The following is a 15,435-nucleotide window of genomic DNA, read 5'->3' as shown; positions in this document are numbered from 1 at the left end:
AGGGCACGCCTGATGCAATTGGCTTTTATCCTCTACAAATATTTCCCCTTTGGCGGCTTGCAGCGCGATTTCCTGCGCATTGCCCTGGAATGCCAGCAGCGCGGCCACGCGATTCGTGTGTATACGCCGATCTGGGAAGGCGATGTGCCCGAGGGTTTCGAGGTGGTGGTGGTGCCGGTCAAGGCGCTGTTCAACCACAAACGCAACGAGAAACTCACCGCCTGGGTCGAGGCCGACCTGGCCAGGCGTCCGGTCGACCGGGTGATCGGCTTCAACAAGATGCCGGGGCTGGATGTGTATTACGCCGCTGACGGTTGCTTCGAGGACAAGGCGCAGACCCTGCGCAACCCGATTTACCGCAAGTGGGGTCGTTACAAGCATTTCGCCGACTACGAGCGGGCGGTGTTCGCCCCTGAGTCGAAAACCGAAATCCTGATGATCTCCGAGGTGCAGCAGCCGTTGTTCATCAAGCACTACCACACCCCACTGCAGCGTTTTCACCTGCTGCCACCGGGCATCGCCCCAGACCGCCGCGCGCCGGCCAATGCCGCCGAGATTCGCGCCGAATTCCGCCGTGAATTCGGCTTGGCGGATGACCAGCTGTTGCTGGTGCAGATCGGCTCCGGATTCAAGACCAAGGGGCTGGATCGCAGCCTGAAAGCCGTCGCCGCCCTGCCGCGCGAACTGCGCCAGCGCACCCGGCTGATCGTCATCGGCCAGGACGATCCCAAGTCGTTCCTGCTGCAGATCAAAACCCTGGGGATTTCCGAGCAGGTGCAGATCCTCAAGGGTCGCAGCGATATCCCGCGTTTCCTGCTCGGCGCCGATCTGCTGATCCATCCGGCCTACAACGAAAACACCGGCACCGTGCTGCTCGAAGCGCTGGTCGCCGGCCTGCCGGTGCTGGTGACCGATGTCTGCGGTTACGCCCATTACATTCGCGATGCGGATGCCGGGCGGGTGCTGCCGAGTCCCTTTGCGCAGGAACAGCTCAATCACACCCTGGCCGACATGCTGGCCGACGATCAGCGCCGTGCGTGCTGGGGTCGTAACGGTCTGGCCTACGCCGGCTGTGCCGACCTCTATTCCATGCCGCAGAAGGCTGCCGATGTGATCCTGGCGGAGCACCCATGAAGTTGTTGCTCAGCGAACCGTTCAAGACCCTGTGGGCCGACAAGGACGCCTTTGCCGCAGTGGAGGCCTTGCAAGGCCAGGTCTACCGCGAGCTGGAGGGCCGCCGCACCCTGCGCACCGAAGTGGCCGGGCGTGGCTACTTCGTCAAGATCCATCGCGGCGTCGGCTGGCGCGAGATCGCCAAGAACCTGCTCACCGCCAAGCTGCCGGTGCTCGGCGCGGGGCAGGAGTGGCGGGCGATCCAGCGCTTGCAGGAAGCCGGCGTGGCGACCATGACCGCGGTGGCCTATGGCGAGCGCGGCAGCAACCCGGCACGGCAGCATTCCTTTATCGTCACCGAGGAACTGGCGCCCACCGTCAGCCTGGAAGACTTCAGTCTCGACTGGCCGCAGAACCCACCCGCGCCCGCGCTAAAGCGTGCGCTGATTGCCGAAGTGGCGCAGATGACCGGCCGCATGCACCGCGCCGGGGTCAATCATCGCGACTGCTATATCTGTCACTTCCTGCTGCACACCGACAGGCCGGTCACTGCGAGCGATTTGCGCCTGTCACTGATCGACCTGCACCGCGCGCAGATCCATGCCAGGTTGCCGCTACGCTGGCGCAACAAGGACCTGGCGGGTCTGTACTTTTCGGCCCTGAATATCGGCCTTACCCAGCGCGACAAGCTGCGCTTTCTCAAGGGTTATTTTTTGGCAATGAATGGCCAGCAAACCCGGGGCGGGCCCTCGCTGCGGCAGATCCTGCATGATGAGGCGCAGTTGCTGGCCTGGTTGCAGCGCAAGGCGGACAAGTTGCTGGCCCGCTATGCGCGCAAATATGCCCCAGGTGCCGGTCATGAGTGAGTGGCGACTGAGCGAGGAGGTGTCGCCGCGGGTGGCGGCGGCCTTTGCCGATCTGAACGCGGTGTTCGCCCTGCAAGGCGAGCGCATCACCCATGACCCGCTGTCCGAGGTGCTGCGCGTCGAGTACGAGGGCGTGCGCTACTACGTCAAGCGCTATCACGGCGCGGGCAAGGGGCTGCGCCGCTTCCTCGGGCGGCCACGGGTCAAGGCCGAATGGCAGAACCTCAAGTATTTCGCCAAGTGGGGCATCGCCACTGCGCCCATCGTCGCCTACGGGCTGGAGCGCAAGGCAGGCGCTTTCGTTCGCGGCGCGCTGATTACCCGCGAGCTGCTCGCCACCGAGGACATGGCGCAGTTGGCGCAACGCGATGCAGGCTGCCTGCGCGACCGTACCTGGGTGGCGCGGGTCAGCCAGCAGCTGGCCGCAGCGACCCGAACCCTGCATGACCATCACTTCACCCATAACGACCTGAAGTGGCGCAACTTGTTGGTCAACGATCAGGCCGAGCTGTTTCTCATCGACTGTCCAACGGGCGCCTTCTGGTGGGGGCCGTTGTTGCGCTATCGCATCGTCAAGGACCTGGCCTGTCTGGACAAGGTGGCCAAGTACAGATTGTCGCGCACTCAGCGCCTGCGTTTTTACCTACAGTACCGCGGGCGGCAGCGCCTGAACGCGGCAGACAAGCGCCGTGTGCGGCAGATCGTTCACTATTTCGAAGGTCGCGAATGAAGGATTTTATCGCTGGACAGGATCGCGCGCTGCTCGAGCGTCATGGTCTGGCCAGCTATGACGCGCTCTGGGCGCTCAAGCTGGAAGCGGTGGACGAACCGAACACCGAGCGCGGCGGCTGGAGCAGTGTCTATCGCCTGGACTTGGGCGAGGCCGCGTTCTACCTCAAGCGCCAGAGCAATCACTTGACCCGCCGGCTGACCTGCCCGCTGGGGGAGCCGACCTTTGCCCGCGAGTTTCGCAATATCCAGCGCTACCAGCGCCTTGGGATTCCGGCGTTGCAGGCGGCTTTTTTCGCCCAGCGGCGGGTGGCCAGCGAGCGCCGGGCGGTTCTGCTGACCCGCGCCCTGGATGGCTGGCAGGATCTGGAGGCGCTGCTGGACGGTTGGCAGCAGCGCGCCGAGAGCGAGCGCGCGAGCATTCTGCGCAGTTGCGGCGCCCTGGCGCGGCGTCTGCACGACGCCGGGCAGATGCATGGCTGCTTCTACCCCAAGCATATATTTCTCAGGCAAAACGCCGACGCATTCAGCGCGCAATTGATCGACCTGGAAAAGACCCGGACTTTACTGTTCGGCGAGCGTGATCGGATCAAGGACCTGGAGCCGCTGCTGCGCCGCGCCAGTCTCTGGAGCGAGAGCGAGGTGCGCCAGTTGTTGGCCGCCTATCTGGGCGCGGACGCTGATGTCGAACATTGGTGGCAACGCCTGGGTAGCCGCCGGCGCAACAAGGAGGCACGTCCTTGACCCTCGCTGAACTGAGTCGCAGTGGACGCAGCCCGCAGTTGCCGCTGCATATCGAGCTGGCGGATGCTGCCGGCCCGGCCCCACTGGGGCTGGAAAACCTGTTGCGCGTGCTGCCAGGGCAGCGCTATGTCGGCGTGGCCAAATGGCGCGGGCGCAAGGTGCTGGCCAAGCTACTGGTGGGCGACAAGGCGGCGCGCGCCTTCCAGCGTGAACTGGACGGCGCCCGCCTGCTCGCCGGACAGGGCTTGCCGACGCCGCTGCTGCTGGCCGATGGCCTGCGCGAAGGCGAGGGTGGCTGGCTGCTGTTCGAGTACCTTGATAACGCCGATAGCCTGGGAGATGCCTGGCGCGCGGTTGCGGGGCAGCCGTTGCTGTCGGATGACCAGCAGGCCGTGCTCGGCAAGGCCCTGGCACTGGTGGCCAGGCTGCATGGCCAGGGCCTGTGGCAAGCCGATCTGCACCTGGACAACCTGCTGCGTCACGATGGCCAGCTGCATGTGATCGATGGCGGCGGCGTACGCTGCGAAACACCCGGCCAGCCGCTGTCGCGGGACAAGGTGCTGGAAAATCTCGGGGTATTTTTCGCCCAGCTGCCGGTCGAACTGGAGTCGTTCATCGAGGAGTTGCTGGTGCACTACCTGCTGGCCAATGGCGAGCATGCCCTGCCGGTGGAGGCCTTGCTCAAGGAGATAGACAAGGTTCGCCGCTGGCGCCTGCGCGACTACCTGCGCAAGATCGGCCGCGACTGCAGCCTGTTCAGCGCGCGCTGCGGTGCCTCGATCCTTCAGGTGGTGCGGCGCCAGGATGAGGGCAGCTTGGGGCCATTGCTGGCCGATCCAGATGCGGCCATCGCCGCCGGCCAGTCGCTCAAGCTCGGTGGCACGTCGACGGTGGCGCTGGTCGAGCAGGCTGGCCGTCAGCTGGTGGTCAAGCGCTACAACATCAAGGGTTTCGCCCATTGGCTCAAGCGTTTCTGGCGGCCGAGCCGGGCCTGGCACAGCTGGGTGGAGGGCAATCGCCTGGACTTTCTCGGTATAGCCACGCCCAAACCCCTGGCCATGCTGGAGTTGCGCACCCTGTGGCTGCGGCGGCGGGCCTATCTGATTACCGAATACGCGGCCGGTGAGGATATAATCGCGCGCTTCAAACCCTGCCTGGACGCGCCAGGGGAGGCCGGTTCGCCGCCCGAGACCGAACTCCAGGCCCTGGATCTGCTGTTCGCGGCCCTGCTGCGCGAGCGCATCAGCCATGGCGATTTCAAGGGTAGCAACCTGCTCTGGCAGGACGGTCGCTGGGTTCTGATCGATCTGGATGCCATGCAGCAACACCTGAGTGCGCACAGTTTCGCCCGGGCCTATGCCCGCGATCGCGCCCGCTTTCTGCGCAACTGGCCGGCCGAATCAAGGCTGTTCACGCTGCTCGACGAACGTTTACCGCAGGTGCCCGGCACCTGCCCTGAATAGAGGTTTTCACCTGTGGCACTGACGATTCTTGGCCTGTCCGGCGCTCTCAGTCACGATCCTTCCGCCGCCCTGTATATCGACGGCAAGTTGATCGCGGCCGCCGAAGAAGAGCGCTTCGTGCGCGACAAGCACGCGAAGAACCGCATGCCCTACGAATCGGCCAAGTTCTGCCTGGAACAGGCCGGAATCAAGCCGAGCGACGTCGACGTGGTAGCGATTCCCTTCGCCCCCATCAGCCTGTTCGGCGAGGCGCGCTGGAAGTATGCCAAGCGCTACTGGTACGCCCCGGACCGCGCCCTGGACGCGATCCTGATGGGCAATCGCCGCTACAAGCGCTACCGCAACAAGATCGTCTGGTGCCTGGAGCAACTCGGCTTCGACCCGAAGAAAATCAAGATCGAGCCGGTCGAGCACCACCTGGCTCACGCCGCCAGCGCCTACCATTGCTCGGGTTTCACCGAGAAGACTGCGATCCTCGGGATCGACGGCAAGGGTGAGTACGCCACCACCTTCTTCGGCTACGGCGAGAACGGCAAGATCCACAAGATCAAGGAATTCTTCGATCCGGATTCGCTCGGCGGCCTGTACGGTGCGATCACCGAATTCCTCGGCTTCGAGATGCTTGACGGCGAGTTCAAGGTCATGGGTATGGCGCCCTACGGCGACCCCAGCAAGTACGATTTTTCACGCCTGGCCAAGTTCGAGAACGGCGAGTTGATCATCAACACCGAATACGCCAACGTCATCGGCCTGCGTCGCTATAAAGAGAAGGGCAAGGGTTTCTACTTCTCGCCCAAGCTCATCGAGTGGCTGGGGCCCAAGCGCGAAGGCGATATCGCCGACGACCCCTACATCCATTACGCCGCCAGTATGCAGGCGCTGTTCGAGAAGCTGGCGCTGCAGATGATGGATTACTACCTCGGCGACATCCTCAAGGAAACCGGCAAGATCGCCTTCGCTGGCGGCTGTGCGCTGAACGTCAAGCTGAACCAGAAGATCATCGCCCGCGACGAGGTCAAGGAGCTGTTCGTGCAACCGGCTTCCGGCGACGCCGGCACTGCCGTCGGCGCGGCCGCCTATGTGTCACATGCTCGCGGCGTGCCGGTGGAGAAGATGGAACACGTCTACCTCGGCCCCTCCTTCTCCAACGAAGACGTGATCGCCGCCTGCGCCAGGCACCCGAGCAAACCGGTATTCAAGCAGATCGACAACATGCCGCAGCGCATCGCCGAGATCATGGTCGCGGGCAACCCGGTGGCCTGGTTCCAGGGGCGCATGGAGTTCGGTCCGCGCGCCCTTGGTGGTCGCTCGATTGTCGGTTGCCCGAGCATTCCCGGGGTCGCCAACCGGATCAACGAGCAGATCAAGTTCCGCGAGCGCTGGCGGCCCTTCTGTCCGTCGATGCTCGATACCGTCGGCTCGCAGATGCTCAAGGTCGACCACCCTTCACCGTTCATGACCTTCACCTTCGAAGTCAACGAGGAGTGGAAGACCCGCGTCAGCGAAGTGGTCCACGAAGACGGCACCTCGCGTGCCCAGGTGCTCAAGCGCGAATACAACCCGCGCTACTACGACATGATGCTTGAACTGGAAAAACTCACCGGCAACGGCGTGTCGCTGAACACCTCACTGAACCGCCGCGGCGAACCGATGATCTGCTCGCCCACCGACGCGCTGAACATGTTCTACGGCTCGGATCTGCAGTACCTGATCATGGAAGATATTCTGGTGGTGAAGGACGGCATGGATTGGCATGAGCAGGCCTGAGCCACGCGTCCTGCAACTCTGTCACGGCTATGACGGGCCTTTCCTCGACTGCGCCCGGCAGTACGCAGTGCTGTTCGCCGGCAGCGAATACAAGGTGACGACGGTTTATCTGACCGGCGCGCCCAGTGCCGAAGTAGTGGCGGGCTCGGCGTCCGACGAAGTGATCTTTCTCGACTACTCGAGCCGCGAGGTTCGCGGCCTCAAGCTGAAAGCGATACGCGATATCAGGCGAATCCTCGCGGGCCACGATTTCAGATTCTGCGTCGCCCACCGCTTCAAACCGATCTACATCAGCTTGCTCGCCTGCAAGCTGCCGGTGATCGGCGTGCACCATGCCTTTGGTGTATACGGCCGCCTATCGCGTCGCCTGTTTATCAACCGCTTCCGCCAGCGCCTGTTGCTGCTCGGTGTATCCAACGCGGTGCGCGACGAGATGCGCGGCCACCTGCCTGGATGGGCGCCCGAACGCATCGAAACCCTGTACAACCGCATCGATGTTGAGGCGGTACAAGCCGAACAGGTTAGTCGCGAGTCAGCCCGTGAAGCTCTCGAGCTGCCGCAGGATGCCTGGGTCGTCGGCAACGTCGGTCGCCTGCATCCAGACAAGGACCAGGCCACCCTGATCCGCGGCTTCGCCCAGGCCTTGCCGCAACTGCCGATGGGCTGCCTGCTGGCGATCATCGGCAGTGGTCGCCTGGAGGCCGAATTAAAGGCGCTGGCGATGGAGCTGGACGTGGTCGCGTCGGTGCGTTTTCTCGGTCAGGTGCCAAATGCTCGGCGTTACTTCAAGGCTTTCGATGCCTTCGTCCTGAGTTCCGATCATGAGCCCTTTGGTATGGTGCTGCTTGAGGCCATGGCCGCGGGCGTGCCGCTGGTCTGCAGCGATTGCGGCGGTGGGCGGGAAGTGGTGGAGGGAGTCGGGCGGTTGTTTCCGTGGGGCGATGCCGAGGCACTTGCCGGCGAGTTGCAGGCCCTTGCCAAGGCCGAACCGCAGGTGCAGCCAGCGTTGCTGCGATTGCGTGAATCCTTCGCCGATGAAGCCGTCAGATCCCGTTTCTGGGATTTATGCCGAGGACTATAGCTGTGCGTAACCCGCCGAGCATCATCTTGCTGATCCCTTATTTCGGTCAGTGGCCGTTCTGGATGCCTTTTTTCATCGAAAGCTGTCGGTGCAACCCGGATATCGACTGGCTGTTGATCGGTGATTGCGCGGAGCTTGATGATCTGCCGGACAATGTCCGTCAGCAGCGTATCGGCTTCGAGGACTACTGCCGTTTTGTCTCTTCGCGATTGGGTTTTCTGTTCGCCCCGGTAAATCCCTACAAGCTCTGCGACCTCAAGCCTGCCCTGGGGTACATTCATGAGCCCGAGATTCAGGGGTATGACTTCTGGGGGTTCAGTGATCTCGACTTGATCTATGGCGACTTACGGGCCTATTTCACCGCGGAGAAACTGCGCCGCTATAAGTTCTTTTCCACTCACGAACGCCGTGTATCAGGCCATCTGTGTTTGCTTCGCAACGAGAAACCATTGCGCGAGTTGTTCTGGAAAATTCGCGATTTCCAACGGCGGCTTCAGGATCAGAGAAATCATGCGCTGGACGAGGGCGGCTTCACCCGTCTGTTCCTGTGGCGCAAGAACTTCCCCAGACCATTGTTCAAACTGGTCGGCTTGTTCAATCCCCGGAGGCGAATGGCCGAGTTCAAGGAGGCATTCAGCACGCCCAACACGTCACGACTCTGGCGGGACGGAACACGCGCGTTTCCTTCGCACTGGGTGTGGCGAAAAGGCATTTTGCGCAATGCCAAGGATGGGGCGATGACGTTCCCTTACCTGCATTTTTTGGGATGGAAAAAAAGCGAATGGGGGGCTCTTTCCGTGCAGCCAGATGAAAACTTGGGATTATTGGCGGCATCACAACTCTGGCGGGTCGATGCCCAGGGTTTCCATGCGCTCGGTGCCGACAACATTGAAAGCTGAAGCATCCTGGCAAGTGAAAGCGCTGCAACTGGATCGCTATCGCTGGCGCTTGCTGCGTGAGCATCATGCGCTGCCGGGAGCAACCCTGCGCTTCGTCCGAGATGCGTTGTACGACCTGCTGTTCGGTGTGCGGGCCCGCCTGCTCTTGCCCGCGGCTGCGCCCACAGCGGAGCCCTGCGACATCCTCCTTTTGCAGGGGGCACCCAAGGTCATCGCCTTGAAACGCAAGAAACTGCTGATCGAGACCCTGCGCAATAAGGGCTACCAGCTGGTTGAACGTGCGCAGGAAGAGCCGCGAGCGGTGATCGCCCAGCGCCTGCTCGCTCGCCCCCCGCAAGCGGTACCGCTGCGTTATTTCGGCTATGCCGCCTACGCCGAATGGCTGGTGGCCAAGCATGAGCCCCGGCTGCTGCTCAACGATCGCAACGGCAGCCTGTGCAGCCCGTTCTTGCGCTTGTCGCTGAACCGGCGCGGAGTTCCTCTGGTGCATCTGGCTCATGCCTCGACGGTGGAGAGTTCGCGGCGATTGGGGATGAACGACTATGACTATTACTTCCTGTTCGGCCAAAGCTCGCTAGAGGCGCTGCAGGCGCGCGCGTTGCGCTTCGGTAGCTCGCAGGCCGTGCTGTCCGGTTCGCATATGATCGATGCGGCGTACGACCTGCCGCCCGCTGATCCGGCGCTGCGTTGCCTGCTTATCCTCGGAGTGGGCCCAGACCGGGAAAAGGAACCGGGTTATCAGAAGACCTATGCTTTGTTGCGTGACTGGGCGGCCGATAATCCGCAATACCGTGTGCTAATCAAGGCGCATCCGCGCAGTCAGGTACCTTTCTGGCAGGACGCGGCATCGACGCTGGAAAATTTGCATGTTCTGCCAGGCGAATGCGGCCTTGCAGAGGCGCTGGAAATGGCCTCGCTGGTAGTCAATATCATGTCCAATGCCGTTATTGAGGCTGCCCTGGCCCGTCGTCCGGTTCTTTTCGTCAATGCAGGCGAAGATCGGGACATTTTTTCGCAGGAAGCCTACTTTGGTCCACGGATCAGATCCGGCGGTGAGTTGGCCAGTCACGTTGCTGCGATCAACGAAAACTATCTACAGCATGTTCGACAGTCGCAAGATTTCGCCGAATATCACCTCGCTCATGGTGTGCATGGGCTCGAGCGGACATGCGAACTCTTGGAACGTCTTATGCTGAATAAACGGATTGAGGGTGTGCGGCTGTGTGGAACTACTGAGCATGATTCACTCGATTAAGTTGGTAGGTGCAATGGAAATGTCATGCTTCGAGGGTGCCTTTGTCATCAACCTGGACAGCAGGCCCGATCGCTGGGCCAAGATGGAGGCCAATCTCGCCGCGGTCGGCATCACGGCCGAGCGCTTTCCCGCCGTTGGCGTGGCAGACCTTGGGCAAGACCAGCCGCCGCAGGCGTTGCGGGCGTTTCTTCAACGGGTCGATGGGCCACGTCCCACAGCAGAACACAAGTTGCTAACGACCTGGGCGTGCATGCATAGTCATTTGGCGATAATCAAACAGGCTCAGCAGCTTGGATTGTCTTCCGTGCTGATCCTGGAGGATGACTGCGAGTTCGAACCCTACACCTCTGTGGTTCTCCAGCGTGCAAGCGAGCAGTTGCAGCATCGGTCTTGGGATGTTTGCTACTTGGGTGGGACGCTAAAGAAGGGCGGGATGCACAAGGCGGTGTCGGCAAATCTGCTGGCAGTGAGTCGGGTGCGACTGGCTCATGCATACATCGTCAATGCCAGTGTCTACGGCCGGATTCTGGATGAGGCCCCGGCGTCGGGGCTGCCAATCGACTGGTACTACTCAGAAAGGCTTTTGCCCAGTATCAACGCCTATATGGTCAAACCTCTGCTGGCTCAACAACGACTGATGGATGTCAGCGATATCGAGCAGGTCGAACGAAAACCGAAAATGAAAACTCGTCAGGCTTTGCAGCGCTGGCTTGCCATATTGCGTTATGGCCGTCCCGATCTTTGATCACTGCTGGCGATTACGCCGTTTATAGCTGCCGGGTTGGCGCATTCGAGGCAGCGCACTCTCATGATCCGGCCGGCTGTTGCAAGAGGGGAGCAGAACATGATCAAAAAAACATATCCAGCTGGAAGCAATAATGACGGTGACGAACTCCATGCCTGGTTATGGCCTTCAGGACTTGGTAAGCGCAAGTGGCGAGCTCAGCCGCAGTTGCTTTCAAGCTGGCCGTTCTCGCAGGCCATGCGGAAGCTGATTGCAGGTCAGCAAGTTATTTCCCGAAAACCTTGTCAGTTGGCATGTGGGGAAATTATTTATTCGCGGATGCGAAGTCCCGGTGGTCGAATTAATCAACTGAGGCAGGCGCTCGGGGCTAGCGGGCAGCGGTTGTTTAATGGTGGCTCGCAAGTCTGTGTTATTTATAAAGGAAACCTCCCATGATTCCGCGGCAAATCCATTACTGCTGGTTCGGTGGTAAGCCTTTGCCCTTACAGGCACGTCGTTGCCTGGCTTCATGGTCCTATTTCTTGCCGGACTATGAGATCGTGCGTTGGGATGAGCATAGCTTCGACCCATCCAGTCATCCGTTCACTGCGGCGGCTTATCAGGCCGGGCGCTACGCTTTTGTGTCCGATTATGTGCGCATGCTGGCCTTGCAGCAGGGTGGTATCTATATGGATGTGGACGTGGAAGTCTGTGGCCGGTTCGATGCCCTTCTGGGGCTCGAGTTGTTTATAGGTTTGGAGGATTTCCAGCGATTTTCCACCTCGGTGATTGGTGTGCAGGCCGGACATTGGCTGCCGCGCAGCATGCTGTCCTACTATGATGAAGCCGTGTTTGATCGCTCGCGTTTGTCTGCATTGGTCAATGTCAATGAGGTAAGCCGCTTGCTCTTGGCGTGTGGTTTTAGCGGTGAGGGGGGGCAGCGAGCAGCGTGGGCTGGAGAGGGCGCTGGCGATTGGGGTGTTTGCCGATGCACGGAGTCAGTCGTTGTCCGGAGTGCAGCCGATAGCCAGGCACTTGTATGCAGGTAGTTGGCGAGTGCGCGAGAAGAAAAACAAACTAAGCAATGCATGGTACAGACTGCGTAAGTTGCCGGAGCAATTATCCGCGTTACTTTATCTCTGTGCTTTTCGGTTGGCTATATTGGTGCGCAGGTTCACTGGTTAGCGTAATCAGAGTATGTGCCGCTGTGGGGCTGGGGAGGAGTAGCTCATCAGTCTGTGAGTTTGCAATAGGCGCGTGATGCAAGGCTATTAAGTGACGTGGGCAGTCCCTGATAGGCGCAGCATTTATTTAGGATGGTGGTGTCTCGAAGTCAAGTCTGTAGTTAAAGGTTATGAGTGTTCCTTGGCGTTGTTGTGGAGAACTGGAGGGCTTATGCCAGGCAGGCTGATGAAAGTTCTAAAAGACTCATATTGGAAGCGTTGGGTCAGGCGGCGTGGCTGCAAATTCAGTGTGGCCCTTAGTGCGCTGCCTAGAGAAGTATTGGTTAGCTTGGAACCTGGAGTGTCTATCTCGGATGTTGAAATACAGGCGAAAAAGTTAATCATTGGGCATAGTACGTATGTCAGGAGTGGCGGTGTGCTGGCTCAGGTCGACTCGATTGGTCGTTACTGCTCTATTGGGATAAACGTAACAGTTGGGTTGGCGCGAGACTTGCACCCCATTCACTGGGTGACTACCCATCCCATGGCTCAGTTTAGTGGGTGCGTGACGCATCGGGCGGCATCGACCTGTGTGTCAATAGGTCATGATGTGTGGGTGGGGCGCGATGCTCTCATTATGTCAGGGGTAAAAATCGGAACAGGAGCGGTAGTGGCTGCAGGTGCTGTTGTTGTAAAGGATATTCCGCCTTACGCGATTGTTGGTGGCAATCCTGCGCAAATTATTAAGTATCGGTTTAGTGAGGAAATGATTGTCAAGTTGCTCGCGTCGCAATGGTGGGATATTCATTACGATATACTAATTTCGCTTTCGATGGATGACCCTGAGAGGTTTCTCGAATCGCTTAATGGGTTGGAGATTCAGGGCTGTAACTATGCCTGTGTCGAGGTTAGTCGTGCGCAATGCCGCTACATTAGCGCATAGTTACGCTCGGTAATTTGCTCGTTTAAGGTGCGTTTTGAGTGTTTCTTGCTTGCACTTGCCACTGTTCCGGCTGTTTTTCAACTGGTCAGGTGCGGTGACGTGATTTTGGCGAAGGCTGGCAATCTGATGCCGTTGTAGTCCTCTAGAAGTGATAATTTCAACATGATGTTTTTATAGTGTTCAGGCGCTCGTGGTGTTGTGTGCGTTCGGTGATCCTGCTGGGGGCTTGTGGCGTTAACTGTATATTTTGTAAAGCTTGAGGAGCTTTTTGAGCGGGAAGTTAGTGAGGTTCTTCCTGTTAAGATAGCTTTCGAGGTGTTTCAGGTTGCGTTTTGTATGCCATGCACTGAGCGGCAAAACATTGCGCTTCAAGTCGAGGAAGTCTATCAGTCCAAAGCTGTCGTCAGGCAGAAGCAGGATATTTCCGAGATGCAGGGAGCGGAAGTAAATCTTTTTCCTGTGCAGGGTCCTTATAAAAATAGCGAGGCGTGGGAGTAAGTCGTTGAAGGCTTCAGGCGAAGCGGTGTACAGACTCTCCAGCGAAGTACCGGGTAAGGGCCTGTACAGGCAGCCACTCAGGCCCGACTTTGGGTCAAGCCAGAATGTCTCGGTAACGGTCGGCGTCGCTATGCCCAAGGCATTCAATAGATGTGCATTGCGAGCAAAATGCTTGGCCGCCGGCCGCAGGCGAGCCAGTAGGGGATGGCGACGGGTGTGAAAGATTTTCAGAAAGTGTCCATCGGGCAGCGCGAGCACCTTGGGGCCGCGCGCATCCTTTTCCAGTACCTTGCCGCTGGTCAGCCAGCTTTCCAGTTCCTGCGCTGTTACAATCCGCATCTTGTCTCTCTAGCCAGTCGTACGAGGCTCGCCTAATGGCCAACTCCGCACAGCAATCCAGTTTGAAGGTCTACCTGCGATTGCTGAAGTATGTCGTCCCCTATTGGGGCGCTTTCGCCGTTAGCATCATCGGTTTTCTGCTATTTGCCTCAAGTCAGCCGATGCTGGCGCATATGCTCAAGCTGTTTCTGGACGGTTTGCAGAACCCTGAGCACGCTACCTTGCTCGGGGTGCCGATGATCTTTGGCGTGCCGCTGCTGATTGTACTCATTGCTCTCTATCAGGGCATAGGTTCATTTCTGGGCAACTATTACCTGGCCAAGGTGGCCCGCGGCGTGGTGCACGATCTGCGCTGCGCCTTGTTCGACAATCTGCTGACCTTGCCCAATCGCTATTTCGACAGCCACAACTCCGGCCATCTGATCTCGCGCATTACCTATAACGTGACCATGGTCACCGGCGCTGCGACCGATGCGATCAAAGTGGTGATCCGCGAGGGGCTGACGGTCGTATTTCTGTTCGGTTATCTGCTGTACATGAACTGGAAGTTGACCCTGGTGCTGCTCAGCATACTGCCGGTGATCGGTCTGATGGTGGGGTCGGCAAGCAAGAAGTTTCGCAAGCAAAGCAAGAAGATCCAAGAGGCGATGGGGGATGTCACCCATGTCGCCTCCGAAACCATTCAGGGCTATCGGGTGGTGCGCAGTTTCGGCGGTGAAGCCTATGAGCAGCAGCGCTTTCATCACTCCAGCGCCGACAATATGAACAAGTCGCTGAAGATGACGCGCACTCAGGCGGTCTATACCCCGATGCTGCAGTTGGTGATTTTCAGCGCCATGGCAGTGCTGATGTATCTGGTGCTTTACATGCGCGGCGACGCGTCGGTCGGCGAGTTGGTTGCCTACATTACCGCTGCCGGCTTGCTGCCCAAGCCGATTCGCCAGCTTTCCGAGGTCAGCGCGACTATCCAGAAAGGCCTGGCTGCCGCCGACAGTATCTTCGAACAGCTCGACGAAGCGCCGGAGGTCGACCACGGCACTGTCGAGCTTGAACGGGTCAGTGGTCGACTGGAAGTACGCAATCTGAATTTCCAGTACCCTGGCGCCGAGAAGCCGGTGCTCAGCGATATTTCCTTCAGCGCCGAGCCCGGGCAGATGATCGCGCTGGTCGGTCGCTCCGGCAGCGGCAAGTCGACCCTGGCCAGCCTGATTCCGCGTTTCTATCACCATGAGACCGGACAGATTCTGCTCGACGGTGTGGATGTTGAAGACTACAAGCTGCGCAATTTGCGCCGGCATATCGCCCTGGTGACGCAGCAGGTGACCCTGTTCAACGACAGTGTGGCCAATAACATTGCATACGGCGACTTGGTCGACGCGCCGCGTGAGGCGATCGAGCAGGCGGTCGAGGCGGCCTATGCCAAGGAATTCATCGACAAGCTGGCGCAGGGGCTGGATACCGAGGTCGGTGAGAATGGCGTGCTGCTTTCCGGCGGTCAGCGTCAGCGTCTGGCAATTGCCCGGGCACTGCTCAAGGACGCGCCGATTCTGGTGCTGGATGAGGCGACGTCGGCCCTGGATACCGAATCCGAACGGCATATTCAGGCGGCCCTGGACCGGGTGATGAAGGGGCGTACCACGCTGGTCATCGCCCACCGCCTGTCGACCATCGAGAAAGCCGATCTGATTCTGGTGATGGACCAGGGGCGGATCGTCGAGCGTGGTACCCATACCAGTCTGCTCGAGCAGAATGGTTTCTATGCGCGCTTGCATGCGCTGGGGCTGGATGAAAGCGCGCCATTGGATATCGCCTGATAAACTACGCGCCCGCCACTTGAGGCCATCGGAGTTC

The 15,435-nt window shown here is 59.7% G+C and carries 15 protein-coding genes; 14 read left to right on the top strand and 1 reads right to left on the bottom strand.

The window, feature by feature from the left end:
* Window positions 1-12: 12 nt before the first annotated feature.
* The 13 genes from LJY18_RS03050 (at window position 13) to LJY18_RS02990 (ending at window position 12,747) form a co-directional block, all read left to right on the top strand.
* Entirely contained in the window at window positions 13-1,134 is a 1,122-nt protein-coding gene (locus LJY18_RS03050; protein ID WP_238040317.1) for a glycosyltransferase family 4 protein, read from the top strand.
* Complete coding sequence (gene rfaP, locus LJY18_RS03045; protein ID WP_238040316.1) at window positions 1,131-1,979, top strand: lipopolysaccharide core heptose(I) kinase RfaP; 849 nt, start codon at window positions 1,131-1,133, stop codon at window positions 1,977-1,979. The genes LJY18_RS03050 and rfaP overlap by 4 nt, the downstream gene beginning before the upstream one ends.
* Window positions 1,972-2,709, top strand: a complete 738-nt coding sequence (locus tag LJY18_RS03040) for a lipopolysaccharide kinase InaA family protein (RefSeq protein ID WP_238040315.1) — start codon at window positions 1,972-1,974, stop codon at window positions 2,707-2,709. Before rfaP ends, LJY18_RS03040 begins: the two co-directional genes overlap by 8 nt.
* Window positions 2,706-3,452 (top strand): lipopolysaccharide kinase InaA family protein, encoded by a 747-nt coding sequence (locus tag LJY18_RS03035; protein ID WP_238040314.1) that lies wholly within the window; start codon window positions 2,706-2,708, stop codon window positions 3,450-3,452. Before LJY18_RS03040 ends, LJY18_RS03035 begins: the two co-directional genes overlap by 4 nt.
* Window positions 3,449-4,915 carry a lipopolysaccharide kinase InaA family protein gene (locus LJY18_RS03030; protein ID WP_238040313.1) on the top strand — a complete coding sequence of 489 codons (1,467 nt, stop codon included), beginning with the start codon at window positions 3,449-3,451 and terminating at the stop codon, window positions 4,913-4,915. Before LJY18_RS03035 ends, LJY18_RS03030 begins: the two co-directional genes overlap by 4 nt.
* Window positions 4,916-4,927: 12 nt before the next feature.
* Entirely contained in the window at window positions 4,928-6,682 is a 1,755-nt protein-coding gene (locus tag LJY18_RS03025; protein WP_238040312.1) for a carbamoyltransferase family protein, read from the top strand.
* Window positions 6,669-7,763 (top strand): glycosyltransferase, encoded by a 1,095-nt coding sequence (locus LJY18_RS03020; RefSeq protein WP_238040311.1) that lies wholly within the window; start codon window positions 6,669-6,671, stop codon window positions 7,761-7,763. The genes LJY18_RS03025 and LJY18_RS03020 overlap by 14 nt, the downstream gene beginning before the upstream one ends.
* 2 nt (window positions 7,764-7,765) lie before the next feature.
* Window positions 7,766-8,662 carry a DUF6625 family protein gene (locus tag LJY18_RS03015; protein ID WP_238040310.1) on the top strand — a complete coding sequence of 299 codons (897 nt, stop codon included), beginning with the start codon at window positions 7,766-7,768 and terminating at the stop codon, window positions 8,660-8,662.
* On the top strand, window positions 8,616-9,917 hold the full coding sequence (locus LJY18_RS03010) for a capsule biosynthesis protein (RefSeq protein WP_238040309.1): 1,302 nt from the start codon (window positions 8,616-8,618) through the stop codon (window positions 9,915-9,917). The genes LJY18_RS03015 and LJY18_RS03010 overlap by 47 nt, the downstream gene beginning before the upstream one ends.
* Window positions 9,901-10,662 carry a glycosyltransferase family 25 protein gene (locus tag LJY18_RS03005; RefSeq protein ID WP_238040308.1) on the top strand — a complete coding sequence of 254 codons (762 nt, stop codon included), beginning with the start codon at window positions 9,901-9,903 and terminating at the stop codon, window positions 10,660-10,662. Before LJY18_RS03010 ends, LJY18_RS03005 begins: the two co-directional genes overlap by 17 nt.
* 99 nt (window positions 10,663-10,761) lie before the next feature.
* On the top strand, window positions 10,762-11,097 hold the full coding sequence (locus LJY18_RS03000; protein WP_238040307.1) for a hypothetical protein: 336 nt from the start codon (window positions 10,762-10,764) through the stop codon (window positions 11,095-11,097).
* Complete coding sequence (locus LJY18_RS02995) at window positions 11,094-11,690, top strand: glycosyltransferase family 32 protein (protein ID WP_238040306.1); 597 nt, start codon at window positions 11,094-11,096, stop codon at window positions 11,688-11,690. Before LJY18_RS03000 ends, LJY18_RS02995 begins: the two co-directional genes overlap by 4 nt.
* A gap of 361 nt (window positions 11,691-12,051) precedes the next feature.
* Complete coding sequence (locus LJY18_RS02990; RefSeq protein ID WP_238040305.1) at window positions 12,052-12,747, top strand: CatB-related O-acetyltransferase; 696 nt, start codon at window positions 12,052-12,054, stop codon at window positions 12,745-12,747.
* A 234-nt stretch (window positions 12,748-12,981) separates the two neighbouring features.
* Here LJY18_RS02990 and LJY18_RS02985 read toward each other — a convergent pair whose 3' ends face one another.
* Entirely contained in the window at window positions 12,982-13,584 is a 603-nt protein-coding gene (locus LJY18_RS02985; RefSeq protein ID WP_238040304.1) for a lipopolysaccharide kinase InaA family protein, read from the bottom strand.
* A 35-nt stretch (window positions 13,585-13,619) separates the two neighbouring features.
* Between LJY18_RS02985 and msbA the strand changes: the two genes are divergently transcribed.
* Entirely contained in the window at window positions 13,620-15,398 is a 1,779-nt protein-coding gene (msbA, locus tag LJY18_RS02980; RefSeq protein WP_238040303.1) for a lipid A export permease/ATP-binding protein MsbA, read from the top strand.
* Window positions 15,399-15,435 lie beyond the last annotated feature (37 nt).

The organism is Pseudomonas sp. MMS21 TM103 (assembly GCF_022132145.1).
Classification (GTDB): Bacteria; Pseudomonadota; Gammaproteobacteria; order Pseudomonadales; family Pseudomonadaceae; genus Aquipseudomonas.
Note: the sequence above shows the minus strand (reverse complement) of the source record. Positions and strands in the feature narration are given on the sequence as shown.

Coding starts and splice junctions, on each gene's coding strand:
- LJY18_RS03050 (WP_238040317.1), top strand. CDS start 13: ATGCAATTGGCTTTTATCCTCTACAAATATTTCCCCTTTGGCGGCTTG.
- rfaP (WP_238040316.1), top strand. CDS start 1,131: ATGAAGTTGTTGCTCAGCGAACCGTTCAAGACCCTGTGGGCCGACAAG.
- LJY18_RS03040 (WP_238040315.1), top strand. CDS start 1,972: ATGAGTGAGTGGCGACTGAGCGAGGAGGTGTCGCCGCGGGTGGCGGCG.
- LJY18_RS03035 (WP_238040314.1), top strand. CDS start 2,706: ATGAAGGATTTTATCGCTGGACAGGATCGCGCGCTGCTCGAGCGTCAT.
- LJY18_RS03020 (WP_238040311.1), top strand. CDS start 6,669: ATGAGCAGGCCTGAGCCACGCGTCCTGCAACTCTGTCACGGCTATGAC.
- LJY18_RS03010 (WP_238040309.1), top strand. CDS start 8,616: ATGCCCAGGGTTTCCATGCGCTCGGTGCCGACAACATTGAAAGCTGAA.
- LJY18_RS03005 (WP_238040308.1), top strand. CDS start 9,901: ATGATTCACTCGATTAAGTTGGTAGGTGCAATGGAAATGTCATGCTTC.
- LJY18_RS03000 (WP_238040307.1), top strand. CDS start 10,762: ATGATCAAAAAAACATATCCAGCTGGAAGCAATAATGACGGTGACGAA.
- LJY18_RS02995 (WP_238040306.1), top strand. CDS start 11,094: ATGATTCCGCGGCAAATCCATTACTGCTGGTTCGGTGGTAAGCCTTTG.
- LJY18_RS02990 (WP_238040305.1), top strand. CDS start 12,052: ATGAAAGTTCTAAAAGACTCATATTGGAAGCGTTGGGTCAGGCGGCGT.
- LJY18_RS02985 (WP_238040304.1), bottom strand. CDS start 13,584: ATGCGGATTGTAACAGCGCAGGAACTGGAAAGCTGGCTGACCAGCGGC.
- msbA (WP_238040303.1), top strand. CDS start 13,620: ATGGCCAACTCCGCACAGCAATCCAGTTTGAAGGTCTACCTGCGATTG.